At 63.1% G+C, this 24,553-nt stretch carries 25 protein-coding genes and 1 pseudogene; 13 read left to right on the top strand and 13 right to left on the bottom strand.

Annotation, left to right across the window (positions count from 1 at the left end; genetic code table 11):
• Positions 1 to 10 precede the first annotated feature (10 nt).
• Genes ACEN98_RS01595 through ACEN98_RS01580 form a run of 4 tightly spaced genes read right to left on the bottom strand, consistent with a single transcriptional unit; the run spans position 11 to position 4,261 of the window.
• Positions 11 to 1,408, bottom strand: a complete 1,398-nt coding sequence (locus tag ACEN98_RS01595) for an efflux transporter outer membrane subunit (protein WP_413380883.1) — start codon at positions 1,406 to 1,408, stop codon at positions 11 to 13.
• A complete protein-coding gene (locus tag ACEN98_RS01590; RefSeq protein ID WP_413380881.1) occupies positions 1,405 to 3,354 on the bottom strand; it encodes an HD domain-containing phosphohydrolase in 1,950 nt (649 codons plus the stop codon). Before ACEN98_RS01590 ends, ACEN98_RS01595 begins: the two co-directional genes overlap by 4 nt.
• 54 nt (positions 3,355 to 3,408) lie before the next feature.
• Positions 3,409 to 3,828 (bottom strand): DUF4399 domain-containing protein, encoded by a 420-nt coding sequence (locus ACEN98_RS01585; protein WP_413380879.1) that lies wholly within the window; start codon positions 3,826 to 3,828, stop codon positions 3,409 to 3,411.
• Positions 3,829 to 3,841: 13 nt separating this feature from the next.
• Positions 3,842 to 4,261, bottom strand: a complete 420-nt coding sequence (locus ACEN98_RS01580) for a DUF4399 domain-containing protein (protein ID WP_413380877.1) — start codon at positions 4,259 to 4,261, stop codon at positions 3,842 to 3,844.
• Positions 4,262 to 4,415: 154 nt separating this feature from the next.
• On the opposite strand from ACEN98_RS01580, the gene ACEN98_RS01575 reads away from it, so the two are divergent.
• Positions 4,416 to 5,582 (top strand): formylglycine-generating enzyme family protein, encoded by a 1,167-nt coding sequence (locus ACEN98_RS01575; RefSeq protein WP_413380875.1) that lies wholly within the window; start codon positions 4,416 to 4,418, stop codon positions 5,580 to 5,582.
• Between the two features lie 3 nt (positions 5,583 to 5,585).
• Here the strand turns inward: ACEN98_RS01575 and ACEN98_RS01570 are convergent, their stop codons facing one another.
• Positions 5,586 to 7,625, bottom strand: coding sequence for a protein kinase domain-containing protein (locus ACEN98_RS01570; RefSeq protein WP_413380873.1), 2,040 nt, complete (start codon positions 7,623 to 7,625; stop codon positions 5,586 to 5,588).
• A 221-nt stretch (positions 7,626 to 7,846) separates the two neighbouring features.
• Between ACEN98_RS01570 and ACEN98_RS01565 the strand changes: the two genes are divergently transcribed.
• From ACEN98_RS01565 to ACEN98_RS01530, 8 genes are all read left to right on the top strand, one after another.
• A complete protein-coding gene (locus ACEN98_RS01565; RefSeq protein WP_056133709.1) occupies positions 7,847 to 8,134 on the top strand; it encodes a hypothetical protein in 288 nt (95 codons plus the stop codon).
• A gap of 100 nt (positions 8,135 to 8,234) precedes the next feature.
• Entirely contained in the window at positions 8,235 to 8,414 is a 180-nt protein-coding gene (locus ACEN98_RS01560; protein ID WP_413380871.1) for a hypothetical protein, read from the top strand.
• A gap of 258 nt (positions 8,415 to 8,672) precedes the next feature.
• Positions 8,673 to 8,942 carry a hypothetical protein gene (locus ACEN98_RS01555; protein ID WP_413380869.1) on the top strand — a complete coding sequence of 90 codons (270 nt, stop codon included), beginning with the start codon at positions 8,673 to 8,675 and terminating at the stop codon, positions 8,940 to 8,942.
• Positions 8,943 to 8,952: 10 nt separating this feature from the next.
• The gene (locus ACEN98_RS01550; protein WP_056133718.1) at positions 8,953 to 9,228 is read left to right on the top strand and encodes a hypothetical protein; all 276 of its coding nucleotides are present in this window, start codon (positions 8,953 to 8,955) and stop codon (positions 9,226 to 9,228) included.
• Between the two features lie 10 nt (positions 9,229 to 9,238).
• Entirely contained in the window at positions 9,239 to 9,493 is a 255-nt protein-coding gene (locus tag ACEN98_RS01545; protein ID WP_036237151.1) for a hypothetical protein, read from the top strand.
• Between the two features lie 19 nt (positions 9,494 to 9,512).
• Entirely contained in the window at positions 9,513 to 9,788 is a 276-nt protein-coding gene (locus tag ACEN98_RS01540) for a hypothetical protein (protein ID WP_056133721.1), read from the top strand.
• Between the two features lie 85 nt (positions 9,789 to 9,873).
• On the top strand, positions 9,874 to 10,158 hold the full coding sequence (locus ACEN98_RS01535; protein ID WP_160407403.1) for a hypothetical protein: 285 nt from the start codon (positions 9,874 to 9,876) through the stop codon (positions 10,156 to 10,158).
• The gene (locus ACEN98_RS01530; RefSeq protein ID WP_413380867.1) at positions 10,158 to 10,925 is read left to right on the top strand and encodes a PP2C family protein-serine/threonine phosphatase; all 768 of its coding nucleotides are present in this window, start codon (positions 10,158 to 10,160) and stop codon (positions 10,923 to 10,925) included. The genes ACEN98_RS01535 and ACEN98_RS01530 overlap by 1 nt, the downstream gene beginning before the upstream one ends.
• Before the next feature lie 7 nt (positions 10,926 to 10,932).
• Here ACEN98_RS01530 and ACEN98_RS01525 read toward each other — a convergent pair whose 3' ends face one another.
• The 3 genes from ACEN98_RS01525 to ACEN98_RS01515 are packed head-to-tail and all read right to left on the bottom strand — an operon-like array spanning position 10,933 to position 16,027.
• The gene (locus ACEN98_RS01525) at positions 10,933 to 12,186 is read right to left on the bottom strand and encodes a sigma-54 interaction domain-containing protein (RefSeq protein WP_413380865.1); all 1,254 of its coding nucleotides are present in this window, start codon (positions 12,184 to 12,186) and stop codon (positions 10,933 to 10,935) included.
• Between the two features lie 5 nt (positions 12,187 to 12,191).
• Positions 12,192 to 15,248: a peptidase domain-containing ABC transporter gene (locus ACEN98_RS01520; RefSeq protein WP_413385934.1), complete on the bottom strand. Its 3,057-nt coding sequence runs from the start codon at positions 15,246 to 15,248 to the stop codon at positions 12,192 to 12,194.
• Between the two features lie 14 nt (positions 15,249 to 15,262).
• Complete coding sequence (locus ACEN98_RS01515; RefSeq protein ID WP_413380863.1) at positions 15,263 to 16,027, bottom strand: peptidylprolyl isomerase; 765 nt, start codon at positions 16,025 to 16,027, stop codon at positions 15,263 to 15,265.
• Positions 16,028 to 16,448: 421 nt separating this feature from the next.
• On the opposite strand from ACEN98_RS01515, the gene ACEN98_RS01510 reads away from it, so the two are divergent.
• The 4 genes from ACEN98_RS01510 (at position 16,449) to ACEN98_RS01495 (ending at position 21,726) form a co-directional block, all read left to right on the top strand.
• Positions 16,449 to 17,768, top strand: coding sequence for a hypothetical protein (locus tag ACEN98_RS01510; protein ID WP_413380861.1), 1,320 nt, complete (start codon positions 16,449 to 16,451; stop codon positions 17,766 to 17,768).
• Between the two features lie 65 nt (positions 17,769 to 17,833).
• Positions 17,834 to 20,971, top strand: coding sequence for a TonB-dependent receptor (locus ACEN98_RS01505; RefSeq protein ID WP_413380859.1), 3,138 nt, complete (start codon positions 17,834 to 17,836; stop codon positions 20,969 to 20,971).
• Positions 20,972 to 21,025: 54 nt separating this feature from the next.
• Positions 21,026 to 21,352: a DUF1496 domain-containing protein gene (locus tag ACEN98_RS01500; protein ID WP_413380857.1), complete on the top strand. Its 327-nt coding sequence runs from the start codon at positions 21,026 to 21,028 to the stop codon at positions 21,350 to 21,352.
• 161 nt (positions 21,353 to 21,513) lie between these two features.
• Complete coding sequence (locus tag ACEN98_RS01495; RefSeq protein ID WP_413337471.1) at positions 21,514 to 21,726, top strand: hypothetical protein; 213 nt, start codon at positions 21,514 to 21,516, stop codon at positions 21,724 to 21,726.
• A gap of 450 nt (positions 21,727 to 22,176) precedes the next feature.
• On the opposite strand, the pseudogene ACEN98_RS01490 reads toward ACEN98_RS01495, so the two are convergent.
• The 5 genes and pseudogenes from ACEN98_RS01490 to ACEN98_RS01470 form a co-directional block, all read right to left on the bottom strand.
• Positions 22,177 to 22,458: pseudogene (locus tag ACEN98_RS01490) on the bottom strand (transposase); the annotation flags it as partial.
• 248 nt (positions 22,459 to 22,706) lie between these two features.
• Positions 22,707 to 23,159, bottom strand: a complete 453-nt coding sequence (locus tag ACEN98_RS01485) for a hypothetical protein (protein ID WP_413380855.1) — start codon at positions 23,157 to 23,159, stop codon at positions 22,707 to 22,709.
• Positions 23,160 to 23,241: 82 nt separating this feature from the next.
• Positions 23,242 to 23,493 carry an Imm74 family immunity protein gene (locus ACEN98_RS01480; RefSeq protein WP_413380853.1) on the bottom strand — a complete coding sequence of 84 codons (252 nt, stop codon included), beginning with the start codon at positions 23,491 to 23,493 and terminating at the stop codon, positions 23,242 to 23,244.
• 267 nt (positions 23,494 to 23,760) lie between these two features.
• The gene (locus tag ACEN98_RS01475) at positions 23,761 to 23,997 is read right to left on the bottom strand and encodes a hypothetical protein (RefSeq protein WP_413380851.1); all 237 of its coding nucleotides are present in this window, start codon (positions 23,995 to 23,997) and stop codon (positions 23,761 to 23,763) included.
• 8 nt (positions 23,998 to 24,005) lie between these two features.
• Positions 24,006 to 24,290, bottom strand: coding sequence for a TNT domain-containing protein (locus ACEN98_RS01470; protein WP_413380849.1), 285 nt, complete (start codon positions 24,288 to 24,290; stop codon positions 24,006 to 24,008).
• Between the last annotated feature and the right edge of the window lie 263 nt (positions 24,291 to 24,553).

Below are 24,553 nucleotides of genomic sequence, written 5' to 3'. Positions count from 1 at the left end.
GGAGCGTCTTTCAATGCTGCGCCGCATCGGCCACCTCCACGGGCGGCCAGCCGCCGCCCAGCGCCTTGTACAGCGTCACCGTATCGGACAGGATCTGCTGCCGGTTGGCGAGCAGCGCCAGCTGGGCCCCGAGCAGGGTGCGCTCGGTCTCGAACACTTCCAGCTGCGACGCCACGCCCTCCTTGCGCTGCGCATCCGTCGTGCTGGCAACGAGCCGCAACTGGTCGACCTGCTGCTGCAGTTCTCCCCGCTGCTTCTTGTGCGCCTCCAGGTTGACGAGCGCATTTTCCACGTCTTCGAACGCGGCCATGACGGTCTGGCGATACGCCTGCTCCGCCACCTTCGTCTGCGCCTCGCTCGTGCGCACGCGCGCCTTCACGCCCGGGTCGAGAATCGGGAAATTAATGCTGGGCAGCAGCCCGAACGTGAACGATTTCAGCAAGGTCGACAGCGCGAAGCTGGACGTGCCACCCCGCCCCGTCAGGCTGATCGACGGCAGTTGCGCCAGCTTGGCCTGCCCCGTCAGGTCGTACGCTTCCAGCACGCGGTATTCGGCCGCGACGACGTCGGGCCGGCGTTTCAATAATTGCGACGGCAGGCCGCCCGGCACCTCGGGCACGCGCACCCGCTCCTGCAGGCGGCCGGCAGGCATCTGGAAGTCGCCGGCCGGTACGCCGATCAAGGTCGCCAGCGCATTGCCGGCCAGTGCGCGCAGGCGCTGTAATTCGATCAGCTCCGTACTCAGGCGGTTGACCTCGGCCGATTGCTGCAGCACACGCGTGTGCGGGATGAGGCCGTTCTGCTCCATCGCCTGGTACGTGGCGAGGATGTCGCGGTTGCGGGCCTGCGTCTGGCGCTGCTGGTCGATCTGTTCGTCGAATTGCAGGATCTGGAAATACGTCGTCGACACGTCCGACACGAGCTTCAGATAACCCGCGCGCCAGTCGGCCTCGGTGGCGGAAAACTCGGCCTTCTGCGCCTGCACGCCCTTTTCGACCTTGCCCCAGATATCGATGTCCCAGTTGGTCTGCGTGGCCAGGTTGAACTGCTTCGTGAACGGTTGACCCGTGACCTTCTGGAAGCTCGCACCCGCACCCGCGTCGAGCGTGGGCAGCGCGCCGGCCCGCGCCTCTCCGATCTGCGCGTTGGCCACGCCGATGCGCGCGGCGAGCACGGCCAGGTCGACATTGCCGGCGAGCGCGCGGCTGACGAGCTGGTCGAGGTAGGGATCGCGGAATTCGTGCCACCAGTCCGGCACGATCAGCTCCGTCTTGGACAGCGGCAAGCTGGCCGAGTTCGCCCACGCCGTCTTCGCCGGCACGGACGGCCGCGCGTACGGGCGCATGCCGACGTCCGCGCAGGCGGCAAGCAGCAGGGCGGCAGCCAGGCAAAGGAGACGGCCGGTCATGGCGCCATCCATGCTCGGGCGTCGACGAACACCTGGAACAGGCGCGCATCGATATGCCCCGCGTCGCACTCCTCGTGCATCAGGTCCAGCGCCTGTTCCACGGGCACGGCCTTCTTGTACGGCCGGTCACCGGCCGTGAGTGCATCGTAGATGTCGCAGATCGTCAGGATGCGCGTCTGGATGCTGATCTGCGGCCCGCGCAGGCCCGACGGATAGCCGGACCCGTCCAGCTTCTCGTGGTGGCCGTGCGCGATCGCGGGCACGCCGGCCAGGTCTCTCGTCCACGGGATCAGGACGAGGAACGAATACGAATCCACCACGTGTTCCTCGATCTGGCGCCGCTCGTCCGCCGTCAGGCAGCCTTTCGCCAGGCTCAGCGCCGCCACCTCGTGGTCTTCCAGCAGCGCGAGCGGCTGGCCGTCCGGGTCGTGGCAGCCGTAGTGGACGATGTCGCGCAAATCGGGCAGGGTGCTGCTGCGCGAGATGGCGGGCTCGTTGGCGCTGCGGATCGTGGCGAGGAAGCCGTCGAGCCGGGCCGCTTCCTCGGCCAGGCGCGCATCGGCGGACTCCTTTTCGGCCCGGAACGTCGCCGCGCTCCAGCCCTCGTCGATGTGGCGCTGCGCGAGCGTGTGATAGGCCTGGCGCTCCAGGCAGGCGCGTGCGTACAGGAAGCGCTGCTCCAGCAGGCGCATGTCGGCATGGTGCAGCTTTTTCTCCTTGCGCAGCACGTGCTCGCGCACGCCGACCTTGCCGAAGTCGTGCAACAGCGCGGCATAGCGGATCTCGCGCAACTGTTCGCGCGTAAAGGCAATACGGCGCACGTCCGGATCCTGCGCGCGGTCGAGCGCCATGGCGAGGCGCTCGGCATAGCTCGCCACGCGGAACGAGTGGCCGGCCGTGACGGGATCGCGCTCCTCGATCGCCTGCACGGACGCGCGCACAAAGCCGTCGAGCAGGCGTTCGATGTCGGAATACAGCTGGAAATTCTTGAGTGCGACGGCCGTTTCCGCGCACACGCCCGTCAGCAGTTCGAGATCGGCCTCCTGGAACGCGCGCGGGTCGGACGAGCTGTCGACCTGGATCAGCCCCAGCACTTCCTCGCCCACGATCAGCGGCGCGCACATGACGCTGCGGATCGCCTGGGCGACGATCGAATCCTGCGCGGCGAAGTGGCGGTCGGCCAGGGTATCGACGGACAGGATCGCGCGCTTCCTGCCCAGCACCTCGTCGACGATCGTGTGCGACAGGCGCGCCTGCCCCGGATCCTCGACCATGCCGTTGCGCCGCCGCGCCGCCACCGGCACGGGCGGGTCGCGTTCGTTCTGACGCAGCAGGATGAACGCGCGCTCGGCCAGCGGGAACAGGTCGAAGATGAAATTCATGATCTTTTCCGTCAAGGTCGCGCGGTCGGTGACGGCGCCCAGCGCGATGCTGACCTGGGCCATCGCATGCAGTTTCAGCACCGATTTCTCGAGCTCGCCGCGAGGCGCATCGCGCGGGCCGGCCGCCGGCACGTACTGGGTGGCGTCGACCGACTTCCTGATCACCGTCGGCATGCTGGCCGCGCCGGGTGCGACCAGCGAGCGGAACACGAGCTGGGTGGAGGCGAGCGCCAGTTCGTCGCCGTCGCCCAGCACGTGCCACGACCCGGGTTGCAGCCGCTGGCCATTGACGAACGTGCCGTTCGACGAGTGCAGGTCCTCGACCGACCAGGTCTCCCCGCGCCTCCGCACGCGCGCGTGGCGGCGGCTGATCGTGTGCAGCGGGATGCAGATGAACTGGTCGGACGCGAGCGCGTCCTGGCGATCGCGTCCGATCACGACCTCGTCGTGCAGCGGAAACAGCCGCGGCCGGACGTCGCGCCCGCCCAGCAGCTCGAGATATGCGCTGACGCCGCCTTCCACGGGCGGTGCCGCATAGGGTTCCGGTGCCGGTTCGATCGCCATGTCGTCCTCGCCTTGAGACCTGTAAGACAGTGACGCCGCGCTACAGTTCGCGCCTCATTTGACGGTGATCGTGATTTTTTTGGATTGGACAGAAGGGTCGAACGTGACGTGCTGGTCGTCGCCCATGACGAGCTGCAGCGTGTGCCTGCCGGGCGGCAGTTCGATCGTCGTCTCCGTTTCTCCGGCGCCGAAGTGCAGGTGGTTGCGGTCGTTCGGAATCTCGACGCCCGGCGCCGGCGCGTCCGTGTCGATCAGCAGGTGGTGGTGCCCCGTATTCGGAAATTTCACGCCTTTCGGCGCCACGCCCATGTTGCGCAGGCCGAACCAGACGCGGATCGGCTTGCCGGATGCGACCACCTGGCCGTCGTTGGGCCAGCCGATGTACAGGTAGGCGTTGGGCGGCGCCGGCGTCGGCTCGGCGGCAAGAACTGAAACGGCGGCGGCGAGAAGGGCGGCTGCCAGTCGTATGCGCATGGGGGCTCCTGTTTCACTTGACCGTGACCGTGATCTTTTTCGAGTAGACCGGCGGATCGTGCGGAATATGATCCTTGTCGGCCAACAGCAGCTGCAGCGTATGCGAACCCGGCGGCAGTTCTATTCTCGCCTCCGTTTCGCCGGCGCCGAAGTGCAGGTGGTTGCGGTCGTTCGGCACGGCCTGGTCCATGTTCTCGGGCAGGTCGGTGTCGATCAGCAGGTGGTGGTGGCCCGTCTTCGCGATATCCGTGCCCTTGGGCGCGACGCCCATGTTGCGCAAGCCCATCCGCACCCAGAAGGCGTGGCGGACGACCGTGCCGTCGCCGGGCCAGATGAAATACACCAGCGCGTTCTCGGGCGACGGCGTGCGTGCGAGCACGGGCACGGCCTGCAAGACCACCGCACTCAGTATCAAGACAATTGTTTTGCGCATCGTCCTCTCCCGCCCGCCGTGCGGGCCGCTGTTCCGGCAGCATCCGCCAACCGGGATGCATGGCACCTGTGCCAGAACAAACGTGCGGCCGGCACAATCGCGGCGGCCAGTGGTCTAAGCGGTTTCCTGACACTTGCGGAGGCGGCCTGTGTGGATGAGGCTCTTGATCCTGTGCAGCCTGATGGCGCTGGCGGCCGCCGCGCCCGTGCGCGCGCATGGGTTGCCCACGACGTTCCAGGTGGCGGGCGTCCTGCCCAAGAACAGCGCCGAGCAGTTCGAGCTGGCGTTCTGGAATTCCGTCAAGGACAGCAAGCAGGTGGGCGACTACGAGGCGTACCTGCAGGCCTATCCGAAGGGACGCTTCGCCAGCCTGGCGCGCACGCGCATCCAGCAGCTGAAGGCGGCCCCGCCGCAGGCGCCCGCGCCCGCGCCTGCGAAGCCGGCCGGGAGCAAGCCCGCAGGCACCCAGACGCAGACGAAGACCGCGCCGAAGCCGCCGCCGCAATCGCAGCCAACCCGGCCGCCCGACAACAAGATACGCCCGGTGCCGGCACCCGTCGACGGCGGCCGTGAAGAGGCGCCCGCAGCGGGACCGGCCGGTTCCGTTGCCACGATGAAGGATTGCGACGTCTGCCCGGTGATGGTCGCGCTGTCGCCGCGGCCGTTCATGATGGGCAACAACAGCAGCGACCCGTCCGAGCGTCCCGCGCACAAGGTGGCGCTGCACACGCCGTTCGCGATCGGCAAGTACGAAGTCACGGTGGGGCAGTGGAACCAGTGCGTCCGGGCCAGCGTGTGTCCGGCGATGCCGTCGCTGGGCAACGTGCCCGAGAACCTGCCGATGCGCGACGTCAGCTGGGACGAGGCGCAGCTGTACCTCAAATGGCTGGGCACGGTGAGCGGGAAGCCGTACCGCCTGCCGACCGAGGCCGAGTGGGAATACGCGGCGCGCGGCGGCACCACGACCCGCTACTGGTGGGGGCAAGAGATGAAAGGCGGGAATTCGAGTTGCGAAGGCTGCGGCATGCCCTGGAGCGAGGAGCGCCCGCCGCCGGTCGGCAGCTTCCCCGCCAATCCGTTCGGCCTGAGCGACATGAACGGCAGCGTGTGGGAATGGGTGCAGGATTGCTGGCACAGCACGTACAAGGGGGCCCCCGCCGACGGCAGCGCCTGGGTCGACGGCAACTGCCAGGCGCGCGTCATCCGTGGCGGTTCATGGCGCGAAAACGGCAGCTACATGCTGTCCACCACGCGTTTCAAATACGACGCCAGCGTGCGCCAGTCGCAGAACGGATTCCGGGTTGCGCGGTCGCTCGATTGACGGCTAGCGGCGCGCGTGCGTCGTGATCTGCAAAAAGTCGACGGCGATCGCGCCATGTGCCCCGGCGATCGCGGCGAGGCGCTCGTCCAGGGCGCGCAGATACGCCGATCCCGGTTCCGCATCCGGACGCAGCCCGTCGAACAGCGGCACGGACGTGGTCACCAGCACGAGCATCTCGGTGCCGAACGGCGGACCGATCACCCAGTTGCCGAGGCTGCCGATGGTGGCGGTGTAGCGCGGCGGCGCCAGGTTTTCGCGCGCGGCCGCATTGGGCAGCAAGTGGACGACGTTGCCGTCCAGGACGAAATAATCGACCGACACGTACGACTGGTAGTCCGGCGTGGCCACGTCGACCATCAGCGTATCGCCTGCCGCCAGGTTGCCGCCCCGGCCGCTGCCCGGGTTCAGGCGGAGCGACACACCGGCCGCGCGGGACGCGGCCCAGTAGCGGCCGAGGACGTGCATCAACGGGCATTTCGCATCGTCGACGTCGTGCAGGGTCAGCTCGACCCGCGTCACGCCCGGCAGAGCCGCCAGCATCGTCTTGAGGCGCGCCGGACCCACGCTGTGCGCGAGATAGCCCTGCACGCTCACGACACGCCCATCGATGGCGGGCACGAGCGCCGAGCACGGCACGCCGGCCAGCACGGTGGAGACGGCCGCCAGGGTCGGCGGCGGCGCAGGCGCAGGCGCAGGCGCAGGGGGTGGCGAGTTCGCGGGCGGCGGCGTGGCGGCGACGGACGCGGGCGGTCCCTGCGCGGCCGGCGCGGTGCCATGCCGCGGCAACAGCAGGCGCAGCGCGACGAACACGACCAGTGCGGCGGCCGCGGCGGCCAGCGCGGTTCCCGCCCCGATCAGCAGCGGCTGCCGGCGCCGCGCGTCGCGTGCACCGATCTCCTTCAAATAACCGTTGACGGTGGGCGTGCGGAGCTCGCGCCGCAACGCGAGCGCATTGCGCAGCGCGCGCCATTGCCTGTGGCCGAGTCCGGGCGGCCGCTGCGGACGCAGGCCCGCATCGCGCGCCTGGAGGGCAGACAGCCGGTTGAACGGGTGGCGCCCCGTCAGCAATTCATACGTGATGCAGCCGAGCGCATAGATGTCGTCGCGCGGATCGGGCTCGCGGTTTTCCAGCATCTCGGGGCTCGCATAGGCGGGCGTCAGGGCGCCGAGGCTGCCGGGATCGAAGACGGTCACGTCCGAGTCCTCTTCCGCCTTCTGGAACACGCGCGCGATGCCGAAGTCGATGACCTTGACGCCGCCGGTCTCCGTCAGGATCACGTTGGCCGGCTTGAAGTCGCAATGGACGAAGCCGCGCTCGTGCGCATAGGCGAGTGCCCGGCCCATGCCGCTCACGATCTTCATCGCCTCGTCGAACGGCAGGACGTGGAAGTCGGGCGCGCGCAGCATCTGGCTGAGCGACTTGCCCTGCAGGTATTCCATCGTGATGTAGACCATCGGCCCATCGCGGTCGAAGTCGTACACGGCCACGATGTTCGGATGGGCCAGCGTCTGCGCCTTGCGCGCTTCCCGCTGCAGGGCGATCAGCGATTTGGGGTGCCCCTGGAACTGTACGTTCAGCACCTTGATCGCGATATAGGGATGGCGGTCCGACGCTTCCAGCTTGCGCAGGTCGAGCGCCTTGTAGACGGTGCCCATGCCGCCGAAGCCGACACATTCCTCGAGCACGAAGCGGCCGTTGAGCGTGTCGCCGACGCCTTTCATGCGCTCGACCGCCGCGCCCGGCGGGCCGGCGATGCCCGCGGGCTGCGTCGGCGGTTGCAGGGGCTTGGTCTGGACATAGGTTTCTTCGTCGCCGACGCGCTGGCGCTGGCGTGCCTCGATCGCCTGCGCGATGCGGCGCTCGACTTCGCCATAGACCTCGGCCGGCAGCGGCGCGCGGCGATGCGCGTCGTTGAGGGTCTTGAGCAGGCTCGATACGCTCTCGGGCGTACTGGCCAGCAGGCGGTCGACGCGCGCGAACAACTCGGCTTGCCCGAGGGTGCCGCTCTGGAACTGGCGAAGGGTATCGGCGAGGTTGTCCATGTCTTCCTCTGACAGGTGCGCCGTGTGCAAATTCACCGCACAGACGACGTGTTGTTCCCGGCCAAACGGCGTCACTGCCAGTGTTGGACCGAACCCACCGGATACCCGATAAAACGCCGCGAATGGGCGCAAAAAAGTGTTGGCACGGTTCTCGCAAAGAGTAGGGTGAGCACGACGAAAGCGGCTCGCCAACCAACCCAATCCACTCAAGGAGAAACACGATGAACACTCTGTCGATCAAAGACCTGGCACTCACCTGCGAACTGGACCGCGGCGCGATGGCGCACGTGCGTGGCGGTCACGGCAAGATGCAGCAACCGTCGCATGGGCTGTCCCCGATGCCGGTCTACTTCCCGAGCTACAACTCGACCGTCGACGTCGACCAGAACCTGCAGCAATTCCAGAACGTGACGAACGCGACCGCGAACGGCTCGGCCTTCATCGACGGCGTCACCGTACACAACAACACGAGCCAGTTCGGCCAGAACAACGCGGTGGTTGCTCATTAAATGGATCACTGAGCGGAACCAACGCGAATTTAATCTGTCACTCATGCCGGCCCGGTCATTTCGCGATGGCCGGGCCGGCATTCCCATTCAGGAGAACGACATGGCAACCATCACCATCAAGGACTTGTCCGACAACACGGACCTGGACCGCAAGGCAATGCGGGCGATCTCGGGCGGCTCGCGCGCGCGCGCGCACACGGGTGTGCTGCGGACCGCGCAACCGCAGCGGATCGTCGACTTCCGCACGAAGGCGAAGCCGGGCAAGCCGCCTTCCAGATAAACCATATAAACCGTTTAGTACGATCACCATGCCGCCCGGCCCGCCAGCCGGGCGGTTTTTTTGTACCTTCAAGTTCGGTGTTCGGTTGGATCCAACAGATACGGCGCGGTGTTGGTCCGTGCCCGCCAGATTCTCCTTCCAAACAGCCAGACAGCGTGTTTTTACGGGCTTTTTGGGCTGGCACGCATTCTGCTCATACCCTGGTGAGCGCAAATCAAACGCTCTTCCAACCAAATCACTGACGCAAGGAGAATCAACATGAAAACCCTGATCATCAAAGACCTCGCCGCCACCTGCGAACTGAGCCACAGCGACATGACCGCCATCCGCGGCGGCCACGGCGCCACGTCCACGCCCTGGTCGACCATGTACAGCCCGTCGTACGACTCGTCCATCAAGGCGAACCAGAACCTGATGCAGTTCCAGGACGTGAAGAACCTAACCGCCAACGGCGCGGCCTTCATTTCCGGCGTCAGCGCCACCAACAACACCGATCAATTCGGCCAGAACAACATCGCCGTCCTGTAAGGAGAACGTCATGCAAACCCTGATCATCAACGACCTGGCCCAGAGCTGCGAACTGGATCACAAGCAAATGGCAAGCGTGCGCGGTGGCCATGGCATGAGCAGCCCGTCGTACTCGCTGTACCCGATGCCGTCGCCGACGTATTCGAAAACCGTCAACGCGACGCAGAACCTGGCCCAGATCCAGAGCGTGCTCAACGAGACGGCCGACGGCTCGGCCTTCGTGAACGGCGTCACGGCGAACAACAACACGTCGCAATTCGGCCAGAACAACCTGCTGGTCATCTAAGGAGAACACCATGTCGTCGATCGTCATCCAGGACCTCACCCGCACCCGCGCACTGGACACGCATGCCATGTCCGCGATCCGCGGAGGCCAGGCCTTCGGGCCGAACGTGAACGTCAACCTGAACCTCGACCAGCGCATCGCCCAGGTCCAGGACATCAAGGTCAACGTGCTCAACAACAGTGTGATCGGCGACGGCTTCACGGCCCCCGCCGTGACCTTGAACCCACTGCAATTTGCTACCAATAACGCTGTCGTCCCGCTGTAATTTTTTGAGGAGCATCATCATGAAAACCCTGATCATCAAAGACCTGTCCGTCACCGCCGAACTCGACCACGGCGCCATGGCCGCCGTACGCGGTGGCTACAACATGAGCCAGACGTCCTGGTACCCGCTGCCCTCGCCGTCGCCGACCTACGGTACGACGGTGGACGCGACGCAGAACCTGACCCAGTTCCAGAACGTCGTCAACGCGACTGCGAACGGATCGGCCTTCGTCAACGGCGTGACCGCGAACAACAACACGAGCCAGTTCGGCCAGAACAACATCGCGGTGATCTGACCCGGGAGGGCGGGAACCTGATACGGTTCCCGCCAAACCGATGAACCAAAACGACCAGCCGCTGTCTTTCAATCAGGAGGCCCACATGGCGCACATCAGGATCGATGACCTTCGCGTCGAGCGCACCCTCGACGCGCGCGCGATGGCGCGTGTCCGCGGCGGCGACGGCGCGGCGTGGTGCTTCGGCTGGATCCAGGCTTATCTGCCCGAGCAGTTACGCGCTTCACCTGTCATCAATTTTTACCAGATCAACAATTACGCGGACCAGATGATCAACCAGTTCCAGACGGTCAGCGTGAGCAATTCGGCGCCGAACTCGGTGGTGACCGTCGGCGTGGATGAACGGAGTACCAACAACGGACACGTCTGATGGGCGAGACGCTGCAACTCCGCTGGATCTCGGCGGCGCGCACCGACACGGGACTGGTGCGCACGAATAACGAGGATGCCGTGCTGGACCGGCCGGCGCGGCGATTATGGGCCGTCGCCGACGGCATGGGCGGTCATGCGTTCGGCGAAATCGCGAGCCGGATGACGGTGGAGGCGCTGGACGCGCTGCCGCCGGAAGACGCGCTGCAGCAGGCCGTCGCCGCCGCGCGCGTCTGCCTGCTCGAAGTGAACGGCTTGCTGGTGGCGGAGGCCGCCGCACGCAACGTGCCCGTCATCGGCACGACGCTCGTCCTGCTGCTGGCATCCGGCCGCACCGCCGTCTGCGTCTGGGCCGGCGACAGCCGCATCTATCTATGCCGCGGCGGCAGCCTGCACCAGCTCACACGCGATCACAACCAGTTCGAGGAACTGCAAGCGCGGAACCACCTGTCTCCCGCCGACGCATCGGCCTACCCGGGCGCGACCATGATCACGCGGGCGCTCGGTGCGGCCACGACGCTGGAGCTGGACGAAGTGCAGGTGCAAGTGAGCGACGGCGACATCTTCCTGCTCTGCAGCGATGGCCTGAGCAATGCGGTCAGTCCGGAGGCGATGTTCGGCGCGCTGGCCGGCGGCGACTGCGCGCAGGCGGCCGATACGCTCGTCCGGCTCGCGCTGGAAGGGGGCGGACGCGACAACATCTCCGTCATCGTCGTGCGAGCGGACGACGTCGAGGCCGACCAGACCGTTCTCAATCCCTCCTTGTGATCCGCGGCTAATGCCGCCGAAAATCCTTCGAATGCAGGCCGTGCTTCTTCAGCAGGATCTGCAGGTGGGAGCGGTTCATGTCCCAGCGCCGCGCCAGTTCGGCCACGGTGCCGCCGACGTCCTTCAGGCCGCGTTCCAGGCAGGCGCGCTCGGCTTCGTCGCTGGCCGCGCGCTTGGCTTCGGCCAGCGAGGCCGGCGGGTCCAGTGAGGCCGTCTCGATCCGGGCAGGCGCAACGGGGCGGATGTCCTCGGGCAGGTGCGCGATGTCCGCCATGTCTCCGGCCAGGCAGGCCAGGCGGTACATCAGGTTGCGCAATTCGCGGATGTTGCCGGGGTAGGTGTAGTCGAGCAGGAAGGCGCGCAAGACCGGCGTCAGCGCGACCGGCCGCCTCTTCAGCGCTTCGGCCGCCTCGTCGCCGTAATAGGCCAGCAGCAGCGGGATCTCGTCCTTGCGCTCGCGCAGCGGCGGCAAGGTCACGTGGATCACGCTGAGCCGATAAAACAGGTCTTCGCGGAACTGGCCCTGTTCGATCAGCTGGCGGAGGTTCTTGTTGGTGGCCGCGACGATGCGGGCGTCGATGGCGATCGTCTCGTCCGAGCCGACGCGCTGGATCTCGTGCGACTGCAGCACGCGCAGCAATTTCACTTGTCCCTGCAGCGGCAACTCGCCGATCTCGTCCAGGAAGATCGTGCCTTTGTGCGCGCTTTCGAACTTGCCCTTGCGGTCCGTCGCCGCGCCGGTGAAGGCGCCGCGCTTGTGGCCGAACAGTTCCGATTCGATCAGGCTCTCGGGAATGGCGCCGCAGTTGACGGAGATATACGCTTTGTCGGCGCGCGCGCCGTTCGCATGGATCACCTTGGCCATCAATTCCTTGCCCGTACCGCTTTCGCCGTCGACGAGGACCGGCAGGTCGGTCGGCGCCGCCTTTTCCGCGATCTCGAGCGCGTCCAGCAGGCGTGGGTTGTCGCCGAACGTGCCTTCGAACACGAAGCTGCGCGCGAGCAGGGCCTGGCGGCGTTCGCCCGGGATCTGCTCCGGCGCCGCCTGACTGCCGACTGCTTGTATGAAACGCTCCGTGTGCGACAGTTGCATGACCTCGTCGCGCACGGCATTCGCCTGGCGCAGCAGCTTTTCAATGTCGGGCCGGTCCAGGCGGCTGGCCCAGCGCAGGGTCGAGCGCAGGATTTCCAGGCGCTCCAGCAAGCCCGCGTACGACATCGACGATGCGCCCTGCGGCAGATCCTGGTTGAACAGTTTCATGATAATCAAGCCGCAGCCAATTGCCTCTGCACGAGCTCGTAATACATGCCGCGCCCCGCCAGCAGCTCGTCGTGCCGGCCTTGCTCGACGATGCCGCCCTCGTACAGCACGACGATTTTATCCGCCCGCATGATCGTGCTGAGACGGTGCGCGATGATCACGGCCGTGCGTCCGGCGAGGATCTCGTGCATGTTCGCGATGATGTTGCTTTCGGACTGCGTATCGAGTGCCGACGTCGCCTCGTCGAACACGAGCAGGCGCGGATCCTGGTACAGCGCGCGGGCGATGCATAAGCGCTGCACCTGGCCACCGGACAGCCCGACGCCGCGCTCGCCCACCACCTGCTCGTACCCGAGCGGCATCTTGCTGATGAAGGCGTGCGCATCGGCCATCTTCGCGACCTGCTCGATGCGGCGCCGGTCCGGACTCTCGTCGCCGCTCGCGATGTTTTCGGCGATGGTGCCGGAGAACAGCAGATTGCTCTGCATGACGTAGCCGACCTGGGCGCGGTAATAATCCTTGTCGATCGCGCTCATGTCGTAGCCGTCGACGAGGATCTTGCCGTCCGTGGGCGCATAAAAGCCGACCAGCAGTTTCGCCAGCGTCGTCTTGCCCGAGCCGCTGCGGCCGACGATGGCGACCAGTTCTCCGCGGCGGATGTCGATGCTGATGTTTTCCAGCACATAGGCCGTGTCGTTGCCGCCATAGCGGAAGTACACGTTCTCGAGTTTGACGTCGCCGCGCAGGTCGGGCAGCACGACGCGGCTGGCCGCCTCGCCGGGCTTTTGTTCCGGTTCGATGTCGAGCACATCGCCGAGGCGTTCCATGGCGACACCCGCGTCCGCCAGCCGGCTCCACAGCGCTACCAGCCCCATCAGCGGCGCCAGCACACTGCCCATCAGGGCGTTGAAGGCGATCAGCTGGCCGATCGTCAGCTCGTGGTCGAGGACGAGGCTGGCACCGGCCCACAGGATCGCGATCGTCGTGCCCGCATTGAGCAACTGGCTCGCGAGGCCGACGAGGATGTTGAATTGCTGCGCGCGGTACTGCGTGTCGAGCGCCTTCACGTACTTCTTTTCCCACTTCAGGCGCACGGGACGCTCGCTGCCCATGCCCTTGATCGTCTCCACGCCGCCCAGCGCCTCCATCAGGAAGGCGTGCGCATCGGTGGAGGCGTTGAAGACGTCGCGCGCGTACTGCTTGATGTGCGGCGTCGTCAGGATCGTCAGCGCCATGATCGGGATGACGAATGCAATCAGCAGCAGGGTCAGCTTGACGTTGTAGACGAACAGGATGGAAAAATAGATGAACACCATCAAGAGGTTCAGCAACGTCGTGACGGTGGATTCGGTGAGGAAGGCCCGGATCGTCTGGTTTTCCTGGAAGCGCGCGACGATGTCGCCCGTCTTGCGCTTGGCGAAGAACGAGAACGGCAGCGACATCGTGTGCTTGAAAAACCCGGCCATCATCGAAAAGTCGAGATTGCGCACCATGTAGTTGGCAAGGTAGGCGCGCACGGTCGCCATCAGCTGCGAGAACACACTTGAAATGACGAGCCCGGCAATCAGGAGATGCAGGAGGCTGACGTTCTGGTGCACGATCACGCCGTCGAGGATGTTCTGGATGATCAGGGGCGGCACGATGCCCAGCATCTGGATCACGAACGTGGCCAGGAACAGGTGCAGCAATATCTTGCGATACGGCCGCAAATAGCCCACGAAGCGCAGCCACGGCGAGCGAAGGGCGGCCTGCGCCGCCATGTCCTGGCCGGGCGTGAAGACGAGGCAGGTGCCGCTCCAGCCCCGCTCGAACGCCTCGACGGACATCTTGCGGAAGCCCACCGCCGGATCGGCGACCCAGATGGTGCGCGGCGAGATGCCGTACACGATCACGTAGTGGTAGCCCTCCCAGTGCACGATGAAGGGCAGCTCGAACCCCTGCAGCGCATCGAAGGTGCACTGCACGCCGCGCGCCGAGAAGCCGAGCGTCTCGCCCGCGCGCGCGAGGCTGTCCAGGGTCGCGCCCTGCGTGGTGACGTTGGCCAGTTCGCGCAGCTTGCCGAGCGTAATCTGCAGGCCGTAGTGGCGGCATAGCATGGCAAGGCAGGCCGCGCCGCAATCCATCTCCTCGGCCTGCTCCACCAGGGCGAAGCGGCGGATCACGCGCTCGCCGGACTCGGGCTCGGCGAGGTCGAGCCGCAGCGGCCGCTTGCGGCGTTCGGCCAGCTTCTTTTGCCGCTCCAGCTCCCGTTCGACGAAGCGGATGCGGTCTTCCAGCACTTCGCGCAGGCCAGCGTTGCGCTCGAGGATCATGTGTGCCGTCTTTTCGGGGATGACGAGCAGGGTGGCGGCAGATACCGCCACGGCCGATGCCATCTGTTCCTGCCGCATCAAACACGCCTTCTCGCCGAACATGTCGCCCGCCTGCAAGGTGGCCAACGTCAATTCGTCGGCGCCGTCGTGGTAGACCAGTTTCACTTGTCCCTGGCGCAGCACGTACAGGCGGCGGTCGTCGCGCCCGTCCTGCCTGAGGATTTCCTTGCCGGCCGGGACGCGCTTGACGCCCACGCTGCGCACCATCTCTTCCAGTTCTTCCTTGCCGACCTTGCCGCGCAAATCGAACAGGCGCGCCACGAGGCCGCCGGCGGAACCGATCGCGACATAGCTCGTGACGAAATCGAGGGCCTGCGGATTGCGCGCCAGCACGGGCTCGATCGCCGCGCGCGGGATCAGCCACAGCTCCGTCTTGAGCGATGCACGTGCCGACAATTCATGGTGGGCGTCGCGCAGCATGGCGATGTCGCCGAACGTCTCGCCCGTTTTACGGACGCCGATGCTGAGCTCCTTGCCGTGCTCTTCGGAGAACACGCGCACGGAACCGGATTTCACCACATACAGCCCCTCGGCCGGGTCGCCCGCCTTGCAGATCGTCTGGCCGAACGCGTAATGGCGCACCTGCACCGCGTCCGCCAGCTGTTCCAGCGCCTCGCGCCCGAGCGGCGACAGGATCTCCACGGATGCCAGGAAATCCGTAGACGGCGGCGCTCTGGACGGCGTTTCCATGATGACAGCCGGGCTCAGCGCGTCGGACACGCTTCGATCACGTGCTCCTGCGCGCGCGCCACCAGCCACGCTTCGCGCAGCAGGCGGCGCACCTCGGCGGCCGTGTCGGCATCGAGCGAGGCCGGGTGTTTCGCGTTGACGCAAAAAATTTCCCAGCATGCGCCATCGGGGGATGGAAACGGCCCGAGCAGTTCGCCCTCACGCGCATTGAACACGCGCGCCTCGATGTCGCCCTTGAGCGAGCCGCGCAACACCTTGCCGATGACGCCGCCCTGCTCGCGCGTGCCCTCGTCGATGGAGTGTTCGCGCGCCATCTCGGCGAACGCCTCCGGTTCCTCCTGCAGCACGGACAGCATCTCCCGCGCGGCGCCTTCGGCATCGAGCACGACGTGGCTGATTTCCACGCTGTCGAAGCGCGGCGAATTGAGCTTGAAATACTGCGCGACGGCCGCTTCGCTGCACACCTGCTCCAGCATCTTTTCCTGGTACAGGCTGTCGGTGATGTACGCCTCGAACTCGTCCAGCGAAACGCCCAGCGCGTCGAGATAGTGGTTGGTGTCCGCCGCGCGATGCAGGCCCAGCGCGCGGCGGAATGCATCGGCGCGCTCCTGGACCTGCCCGGGCGCGAGCACGAGGCCGGCCTGCCGCGCGGCGCGCGCCGTGAGGCGGTCGCGCACCATCTGCTCGACCAATCCTTCGAACTGTCCGTTCAACTTCAGCGTACGGATGAAGTCATCCGTCGTGATCACTTCGTCGTCGATGCGCACGATGCCTGCCATGGTCACGCTCCTGCGTCCGGTCGATGTCCGGAGCAGGTGTTAGAGCATGCGGCAGCGCTTAGGTTCGCAGTCGTTCTACGTTGCTAATCAACAACATCAGCGGTGCGTGTCTCCTGCGTCTAATTGGCTTAACAGCAACGGCTGGTGAATTTCATGTCTTAACTTAAAAGTTATTGTAATTGTAGCCATGCGTCTTCCAATGGCATCATAACTCATGAGAATGTCCGTTATATATAAAGAACATTAACGACAGAAGCGCGATTGTTGTACCGCGCTTTCCGGGCCTTCCCGTCCCACTACCAGTCCAGTGCATCCCTTCGGAAGCATTTGCCTAACGCGTGTCAGCACGCGGCACGGTGCCATGGGCTCATGAAAACGCATCAATACGACATAGAGGAACACGACCATGAGGAGAGAAGCGATGAAATTCCATGTTTCTGCGATTGCACTCGGCTGCATCGCACTTCTGAGCGCCTGCGGCGGCGGCGGCGGCACTGACGGGGCCGCGGAGCAGACCATCAGTTTTCAGCTCCCGTTCTCGGGCGAGGCGTTGATCGGCGTGCCGCCCAATTCCGCAACGGCCACGCTGAAGGCGACGGCGAGTTCCGGCGGTGCCGTGACGTTCACGTCGAACACGCCGGACGTTTGCAGCGTCAGCGGGGATCAACTGACGCTGCTGAAACTGGGCGAGTGCTCGGTGACCGCCACGCAGGCCGGTTCCAACGGCTATGCGCCGGTCTCGCAGCGCCAGATCTTCGTCGTTCCCAAGAACCCGCAGATGATCGCCAAGTTCCCCAACCCGGGCTGGCAACCGCTCGATTCGAAGCCGGTGCAGTTGTCCGCCACCTTCACCTCGGGCCTGCCGGCCAAATTCACGAGCAAGACGCCGGACGTGTGCTCGGTCAGCGGGACGACGATGACCAAGCTCGCCAACGGGATGTGCACCATCGTCGCCGAGCAGGAGGGTAATGACTTCTATCTGCCGGCATTGGTGACGGGGAAAGATTCGACGTCGGTGGCAATGGCGAAGTTCATGCAGAAGGACATTCCGATCGGCACCGAACTGCCGGCCAAGATGACTTTCCTGACCGGCTACAAGGACACCGACAACACCAACGAAGGCCTCATTGGCCATTTCGGTAACCAATGGTGGTGCGACAGTTGCGATCGCGCTGTTTCCAACAACAGCTTTACCTTCACGGCAACGTCCGATGCGCCGCCGGACGCATGGTGGTATAGCCGCGCGTCGTTCCAGTTCTTCGCCCAAGGCCTCGCGGACGCCGATCTCCTGTCGCCCGACGGCACGTACCGGGCCGGCGTCAAGGAAACCGCCCTCACCACGCCGGGCGCCGCGCCGAAAGGCCTGCAGCTCGAGATCCAGTCGGCGCTGCATTTCAACCTTGCGCAAAATCCCGAGTGGTTCGGCGCGGCCAACAACAAGTTCAACGTCGAACTCTTCCTCGGTCACTTCAACCAGAAGGACGGCAAGGCTTGCAACGTAGCCCTGAAAGCCACCGTCCAGCCGACCGCCGCCGCCACGAACTACAGCGTCGGCCTCAAGGATCAGTTCGCATTCAGCGAGACCTGCGGCCTGAGCGGGCTGGACATCATGAACGAAGTGCAGAACTACCCGGTCCTCGAGATGCGGTTCTCCGCGGTACAGCCGAACGGGCAGGTGAAAAACGCAGCGTCGAAGTACCAGACCCAGTTCAAGCTGACCGGCCCGATCTACTTCCAGTGACATTCGACTGACATTCATGGCCACCGCACGGCGGTGGCAACCAAGGCATAGACAAAGGACATCCAATGACAAGAGAAGAGACGAAGGTCGTCAGGAAGACGATCAAGATGACCGCGCTGGCGATGGCCGCGGCGCAGTTCGCGATGCTGTGCGGCAGCGCGCAGGCGCAGACGACCGACAGCGCGACCACCACCGTCGTGGTGACCGGCCAGCGCAAGCAGCTCGAGACCGCGACGGCGATCAAACGCGATTCCGACCAGATCGTCGATGCGGTCGTGGCCGACGAAGCCGGCAAGCTGCCGGACCGCTCGATCACCGAAGTGCTGCAGCGCGTGGTGGGCGTCACGATGGACCGTAACCAGTCGCGCCAGGGCGCCTCCCTGGCCGCGAACGGCCTGGAATTCAACGTGGAAGGTTCGGGCGTGCAGGTGCGCGGCCTGTCCTGGGGTTCGTCCACGATGAACGGCCGCGAAACGTTCTCGGCCGGCTGGCCTGGACGCGAACTGAGCTGGGGCGACGTGCCGCCGGAACTGATGGCGGGCGTGGAGGTCTACAAGAATCCGTCCGCCGACCTGATCGAAGGCGGCATCAGCGGCCAGATCAACCTGCGCACGCGGCTGCCGTTCGACGCGCCGGGCCAGTACGGCGCGCTGACCACCACGGGCAATTACGCCGAACTGGGCAAGACCAAATCGCCGGGCTTCTCGGGTCTGTACTCGAACCGGTGGAAGACCCGCGCGGGCGAATTCGGCGCGCTGGTGGATTTGTCGTTCAATCGCACCAAGTTCCGCTACGACACGATCGACCAGAACGTCTACTACCCGAGGAGCGATCTCATCCCAGGCCAGACCGCGTGGGTGCCGGCCGGTGGCAACTGGGGTAGCAACAACGAAGATACCCGCCGCGTGGGCTTCTATGGCGCGTTGCAGTGGAAGAAGGACAACCTGGAATCGTCGTTGACGTACTTCGACTCCGCGTTCCATCAGGTCAACGCGAATGTCTCGATGGGTGTCAACCCTGAAAACCCGTACAAGACCGTCTATACCGACGCCAAGTTCAACAGCGCCGGCGTGTTCCAGTCGGGCATCCTCAGCTATCCGATCGGCGGCAAGGGCGCGAACCAGTTCGTGGACGGCGGTCTCGGCATGAACACCACCCAGAACTTCCGTGACGTGCATGGCCGCACGCGCGAGCTGGCATGGAACTTCAAATGGCGCGTCAACGAAAGCTGGTCGTTCCAGAACGACCTGCAATGGGTGCACGCCACCAACAACGGCAATTACGGCATGCTCAACCTCGGCACGTTCCTGCCGAGCGAAGGCCTGGACGTCTCCGGTTCGCGGCCCGCATTCAATTTCAACGACAAGGCGATCGCCTTCCTGGCCGATCCCCGCAACTACTACTGGGGTATTTCGCAGCCTGAATTCAACCGTGCCAAGGCCGATCTGTATGCCTGGAAACTGGATGGCAAATACAGCTTCGACCATCCGGTGCTGCGCGACGTCCGCTTTGGCGTTCGCATCACGGAACGTTCCTCGCGCAAGGACAAGAATGCGGGTTCGGGCTGGAAATCCTATGCCGAAGAATGGGGCGTGAAGGAAACCGACGTCCCAGGACAAATCCCGCACCTCGAAAGCTGGGACTGGCAGCGCCCGAACTTCGGTTACCTGAGCGACCCGAAATACGCAGCGCTGGGCAACGTCCAAACGTTCGCGTTCCCCGACTTCTTCAACGGCAGGATGCCTGCACCGCCGGCGTTCGTCGTGCCCGCCCAGTCGATGGTCAGGGACATGGCCGCGTACAAGAATTTGCTGACCGCGCTGCGCTATAACTGCGAGGACGACAACAGGCTGACGGGCGCGACGAGCGATTGCTCGACGGCCGGCAGCGATTGGCGCCCGCCTGGCTTCAGCACCGAACCGCAGTACGTCAGCCGGCACAGCGAAGGCACCCAGGCCCTGTACGGCAACCTGCGCTTCGGCTTCGACAACTGGAAATATCCGGTGGACGGCGTCGCCGGCGTACGCGTGGTCCGGACCAACACCGTGGCCCACGGTTACACGGTGTTCAAGCCGAGCTACGGCGAGACCACCAATCCGAACGTCCCGCGCTTCGGCGAGATCAGCGACCCGATGGATCTCAAGTCCAGCCACGTCGACGTGATTCCGAGCCTGAACCTGAAGGCGAGCCTGACGGACAAGCTGCAGGCACGCGTGGCGCTGTCGCGCGGCATCTACCGTCCCGGTTTCGATCAGTTGCAGGAGTACATCACGCTGTCGCAGAACGTGATCAACGATCCCAACGACAGCAAGAAGATCACCACCATCTCGTACACCGGCACCAACGACGGTAACGTGAAGCTGAAGCCGCTCAAGTCGAACAATGTCGACTTGACGCTGGAATGGTATCCGCGCCCGGGCCAATCCCTGACCGCTGCATTCTTCTACAAGCAGGTCAAGGACATCATCATGAACGAATCCTATACGAGGACGTATAAGGATCTCGCCGGCAACGATATGGAGTTCACGATCACCGGTCCGGCCAACGCGGCCAAGGCCCGCGTGCGCGGTATCGAGCTGGCCGGCATGACCTACCTCGATCACGTGCCCGGCGTGAGCGATGTCCTGCCGGACTGGGCGAAGGGTTTCGGTGTGTCGTCGAACTTCACCTATATCGAAGGCAAGCAGCAGCTGTACCACCCGAACCCGTCGAATTTCTGCCCGTCCGGTGGCGAGCTGAAGGGATCTGCGGCGCTGTATGGCTGCGACACCAACGGCATCCCGTACAAGGATCTGCCGGTGCCGTACATGTCGAAGCGCGCCTTCAACATGGCCTTCATGTACGACCGCGGCCCGGTGTCGGCACGTCTGGCGTATTCCTGGCGTGACCGTACCTTGCTGGCGACGGGTGTCTATGGCGCCAAGGGCTCTAACGGCACCAGCGCCGATCCGGCGCACGTGGACGACAAGGGCAACCCGCTGCAGGATGCGGGCTTCGGGATCCCGGTGTGGCAGCTGCCGGTGGGCCAGTGGGATGCGGGCATCAACTACCGCTTCAGCGACCACTTCTCGGGCAGCTTCAACATCAGCAACCTGACCCGTACCGTGACGAAACAGGTCAACCAGCAGACCCCTGGCGACATGGGCCGTTCCTGGTTCGATCCGGGCCGCAGCTTCCGCATGCAGGCCACCTACGTGTTCTAACCTGAAGTGCCGCGCCGGTGCGAGCCGGCGCGGCGTTACCTGAACAGGAGCGCAATGAAATCAATGTTCATCACGGCCGCCGCATTGGCGGCCGTTTTCGTCGGCCCCGCCAAGGCCGCCGACCCATCCTACTGTTTTTACCAGGACCAGAAGTTTTCCGAAGGGGCCACGTTGAATGGCCGCGTGTGCACGCGCGGGAATGCCACGGGCAAAGGCGGAGATTTGATCTGGGCACCGCAAGAGGGCTCCGGACTCTCAGGCATGCAGCAAGAGGTGGAACGCATACGCATGCAGACCCAGCTCGTCCAGGCCCGCATAGGCTTGGCCGAGACGGAAGCCCGGTATCGCGAAGTGGCGGCCAAATCGTCCGGCAAGAACTGATCTTCCAACAGCCTCAGGCAATGTGTTGGTCCCGGACCAACACAAACCGCCGTCAATGCCGGCCTGCCCGTTACGCGGCAGGTGGCATGCTCCCTGCATGGTGGTAGGTGGGCGCGTGACATGCGCGCCGATCCACTTCCAACCATTCGAGGAGAACCATCATGAACACATTGATTATCGAAGACCTGGCCTTTGACGGCACGGCGCCGGCCGGCTCGCGCGTGCGCTCGCTGTCGATCGACGAGATGAAGCGGGTATGCGGCGGCCGGGCGATCAGCGTGCTGGTCGATGGGCGGACTGCGGGCACCGTGGATGATTTCTCGCTGAATATGGAGATATTCAAAGGGAACATCGGGGGGCCGATGGTGGTGTGAGCCCATGTGGCAGTGCGGCCTGGGCCGTCGGCTCAAGCGCAGTACGCTTTCATGGCCCAGTCGCCTGCCACTATTACCACTACGAGCTCTGCAAGGCGTACATGGTTGTTCATTTATACCGAACCTCGATACCGCACCACGTCGATTTCAGATCGGCTCTCGATACTACGCCGCCCCCAAGGGAAATCAAACACGTCGGCGCCTATTGATGTCGATGACGGTGAGCACACCAGTTGCTTCGAGAGGATCATTGTCAGCGCTTTCTTCTCGGCCAGGAGGTCTTTCTGCGTAGCGTCATATCCTAAGGAAACGCTGAATAAATAGCTTGCGCGTTCGATTCGATGCGTCAAAACCAGCGTCGGCCATCACGATGGTTGAAATCAGTTATTTTTCGCGCGTGTGCTGGGCCACGAGACGCGTTTTTAGGTGCCGCGGTGTGCGCCCCCCGGTTCAGGACGGAGTTCGGGCGTGGGAACTTCCAAAAGTTCGGCCGGCCAGCACCAGATTGGCGAATACGAACAAGGTGTGGAGCTGGGCGGTGTTCTTCGCCAACCCACGGTAACGCGTCTTGCGATGCTTGAGCAGGTTCTTCAGCACGTGGAACGGATGCTCGACCTTGGCGCGCACGCTGGCCTTGGCCTTTTCCAGCTTTTCCTTGGCGCGGCCCAGCGGATTCTTCTTCATTGCCTTGTGGCAACGTTGCTCTGTTCGAGTGTCAGAGTGACCCCATGTATGACGTCTCTGAAGAATCTGATACCGGCCACGAAGCGCTGCCCCCACAATCGAACTGGAACCGGGCCATACACGACGAAATCCGGGGCGGAATTTTGGACGGTCATGTTTTTGCCAAGGCCACGGTCGAATTCCAAGCGAGCAAGTCCGGGAGAGGCTAGCACTTGATCATCGGTGCGCAAGACACTGTTGCCTGAAGAAAAGCAGCTGTTCAATGGTGCCATTTTGAGAATTTTACAGTCACGCCACTAATTAGGTTCATTTGGACTGCGTTCGAATGTAATGTCCAAACTTAGATCGCCTTGCTTAGCATCGTAAAAAAATATAACCTGCCCCCATTCGCAGCAGTCTAAAAAAGCAGTGCTTGGATGATTGCTCATAAAATTTAGATTTAAAGACTTCTCGAATTTCTTTAGTACTTTTGATTCAAGGACGCTGGATTCGAAAAACTCGATCAAATCAAATAAAAACGTTACAGCGCAAACTCTTCCTTCAGCGACTTCAATCACGCCATCGGCCGATTTTCCACAAACACCGGCCTTTTTTAATAAACGATAGCGTGTTCGCCCCTCATCTGTGTGAATTGGCAGTGAACATAGTTTTGTGATCGAACCGGAAAGAACGCCATTTTTGCCAACCTTTATAGGTGCCGAATCAACTAAAACCAAACCGTGTTTCAAATCTAACTTAACGGTATGCATTATTAATTTCCGTACGCGATTATTCGCCCTATATCTACAAGTTACTGTCCCTTTAGAAAAGCGTCGCTTTCACAGCGCATCACTATTCGAACTCGACAACCGAGCCGCAGTCCTGAAAATGTTTCCGAATTGTGCTAACGACATCGTTCTTCTCAGTTTCAGTCAAGGCAACATCCGATGGCACCTCCCAGTTATACAATGAGTCCAAATAGATGATGTAACTTGGTTCGGTCGACGCTGACGCAATAAGCGCCTCGCCTAGAACACGCACGTGCTTGTCCCCACACTTCAACCTTATGTCTCCCCGTGAGACATGAATGACCTCGAAATTCATAAATTACCTCTTGAAAATGGTCTGCGAGGTTCCGTATTTCAAGCCAACAATATCGATTTTGCCAACTACGGTTTTTTTGCGATTACGCCTTCTCATAGCCTTTCAAGTAGCCGCCCGACCGGGTCGTAACACTATTCCACGCGACCGCGCCGGCTGTTGTCGATGCTCGTCAGTTGGCCCGTGGGCCGTAGCGTGAGCGGCAGCGGTAGCACCTGAGAATGGTTGCTTGCACGCCGACTTAGAGATATCTAGGCTAATCATCACACATCAATATTTTCCGCTAGCTGATTCTTCAATTGCGTGCAATAGATAATCACAAGCGTCATCTTCGCTATCAAAATATTGAATACCTGTTCTTACGCCACGCTCAGAATAATACACAATCCATTCTCCACTTTCGTAATCTAAACAAAGTTTTTCGTTTGGCAATCCGCCTTCTAGCGAATAGTAAGACCTCGATATACCCTTATTAATTAAAACCGAACGCAATTCATCTTTTTTCATCTTTTGACCTAGTTAATTTTCGTTAGGATTCCAGCCTTTTCTAAGGCTATTACCCTGTCCGGAAGCTCATACTGAATTCCATTTTCTTCATAACCAAACCACGGAGCAGCTTCTCCAGCTTTTACTGTTAACAGCTTATTAACTTCGTAAACACAATATGGCTTTAAATCAGTGCCTGGTTTTGATGCTCTTGCACGATATGGTGTGCCAGTGGGAGATGTAAAAATTCCATAAGGGCTACCATAGAGGCGGTTGCTTTGGTGAACTTCCAGCAGTGCTTGCAGGTCAGTCATCGTAGTTACTCATTCGTTGAGCTGCGCATTGTTGAACTCAAGGTGCTCGAAGTGGTTGTTAGCGCGTCTGAACTTGCGACGAAGTTCTTGACTGTAGTGATTAAAGTGCGTGTAAACAGTGACAAAACGCAAGTTTTGGCGGGGTGCGCCGCGCAGTGGATTCTGCGACAACGCTGACCGAAGCGCGCGGGCGAAGGGTAAGGCCGTTATTGATCGTGGGCGGCGGGCGCAACCCCGGTAAAGCGCTCGCCTTCTTATCAGTA

Source organism: Massilia sp. CT11-137 (assembly GCF_047302885.1).
GTDB classification, from domain to species: Bacteria; Pseudomonadota; Gammaproteobacteria; order Burkholderiales; family Burkholderiaceae_D; genus Telluria; species Telluria orientalis.
The sequence above is the reverse complement of the archived record's forward strand: the minus strand, read 5'-3'. Positions and strand labels throughout refer to the sequence as shown.

Excerpts from the sequence above, each read along its gene's own strand:
- ACEN98_RS01535 (WP_160407403.1), top strand. The coding sequence starts at position 9,874 with ATGGCGCACATCAGGATCGATGACCTTCGCGTCGAGCGCACCCTCGAC.
- ACEN98_RS01480 (WP_413380853.1), bottom strand. The coding sequence starts at position 23,493 with ATGAATTTCGAGGTCATTCATGTCTCACGGGGAGACATAAGGTTGAAG.
- ACEN98_RS01475 (WP_413380851.1), bottom strand. The coding sequence starts at position 23,997 with ATGAAAAAAGATGAATTGCGTTCGGTTTTAATTAATAAGGGTATATCG.
- ACEN98_RS01520 (WP_413385934.1), bottom strand. The coding sequence starts at position 15,248 with ATGGAAACGCCGTCCAGAGCGCCGCCGTCTACGGATTTCCTGGCATCC.
- ACEN98_RS01575 (WP_413380875.1), top strand. The coding sequence starts at position 4,416 with ATGAGGCTCTTGATCCTGTGCAGCCTGATGGCGCTGGCGGCCGCCGCG.
- ACEN98_RS01495 (WP_413337471.1), top strand. The coding sequence starts at position 21,514 with ATGAACACATTGATTATCGAAGACCTGGCCTTTGACGGCACGGCGCCG.
- ACEN98_RS01510 (WP_413380861.1), top strand. The coding sequence starts at position 16,449 with ATGAAATTCCATGTTTCTGCGATTGCACTCGGCTGCATCGCACTTCTG.
- ACEN98_RS01470 (WP_413380849.1), bottom strand. The coding sequence starts at position 24,290 with ATGACTGACCTGCAAGCACTGCTGGAAGTTCACCAAAGCAACCGCCTC.
- ACEN98_RS01505 (WP_413380859.1), top strand. The coding sequence starts at position 17,834 with ATGACAAGAGAAGAGACGAAGGTCGTCAGGAAGACGATCAAGATGACC.
- ACEN98_RS01590 (WP_413380881.1), bottom strand. The coding sequence starts at position 3,354 with ATGGCGATCGAACCGGCACCGGAACCCTATGCGGCACCGCCCGTGGAA.
- ACEN98_RS01485 (WP_413380855.1), bottom strand. The coding sequence starts at position 23,159 with ATGCATACCGTTAAGTTAGATTTGAAACACGGTTTGGTTTTAGTTGAT.
- ACEN98_RS01560 (WP_413380871.1), top strand. The coding sequence starts at position 8,235 with ATGGCAACCATCACCATCAAGGACTTGTCCGACAACACGGACCTGGAC.
- ACEN98_RS01530 (WP_413380867.1), top strand. The coding sequence starts at position 10,158 with ATGGGCGAGACGCTGCAACTCCGCTGGATCTCGGCGGCGCGCACCGAC.
- ACEN98_RS01555 (WP_413380869.1), top strand. The coding sequence starts at position 8,673 with ATGAAAACCCTGATCATCAAAGACCTCGCCGCCACCTGCGAACTGAGC.
- ACEN98_RS01525 (WP_413380865.1), bottom strand. The coding sequence starts at position 12,186 with ATGAAACTGTTCAACCAGGATCTGCCGCAGGGCGCATCGTCGATGTCG.
- ACEN98_RS01540 (WP_056133721.1), top strand. The coding sequence starts at position 9,513 with ATGAAAACCCTGATCATCAAAGACCTGTCCGTCACCGCCGAACTCGAC.
- ACEN98_RS01550 (WP_056133718.1), top strand. The coding sequence starts at position 8,953 with ATGCAAACCCTGATCATCAACGACCTGGCCCAGAGCTGCGAACTGGAT.
- ACEN98_RS01500 (WP_413380857.1), top strand. The coding sequence starts at position 21,026 with ATGAAATCAATGTTCATCACGGCCGCCGCATTGGCGGCCGTTTTCGTC.
- ACEN98_RS01570 (WP_413380873.1), bottom strand. The coding sequence starts at position 7,625 with ATGGACAACCTCGCCGATACCCTTCGCCAGTTCCAGAGCGGCACCCTC.
- ACEN98_RS01580 (WP_413380877.1), bottom strand. The coding sequence starts at position 4,261 with ATGCGCAAAACAATTGTCTTGATACTGAGTGCGGTGGTCTTGCAGGCC.
- ACEN98_RS01595 (WP_413380883.1), bottom strand. The coding sequence starts at position 1,408 with ATGACCGGCCGTCTCCTTTGCCTGGCTGCCGCCCTGCTGCTTGCCGCC.
- ACEN98_RS01545 (WP_036237151.1), top strand. The coding sequence starts at position 9,239 with ATGTCGTCGATCGTCATCCAGGACCTCACCCGCACCCGCGCACTGGAC.
- ACEN98_RS01565 (WP_056133709.1), top strand. The coding sequence starts at position 7,847 with ATGAACACTCTGTCGATCAAAGACCTGGCACTCACCTGCGAACTGGAC.
- ACEN98_RS01515 (WP_413380863.1), bottom strand. The coding sequence starts at position 16,027 with ATGGCAGGCATCGTGCGCATCGACGACGAAGTGATCACGACGGATGAC.
- ACEN98_RS01585 (WP_413380879.1), bottom strand. The coding sequence starts at position 3,828 with ATGCGCATACGACTGGCAGCCGCCCTTCTCGCCGCCGCCGTTTCAGTT.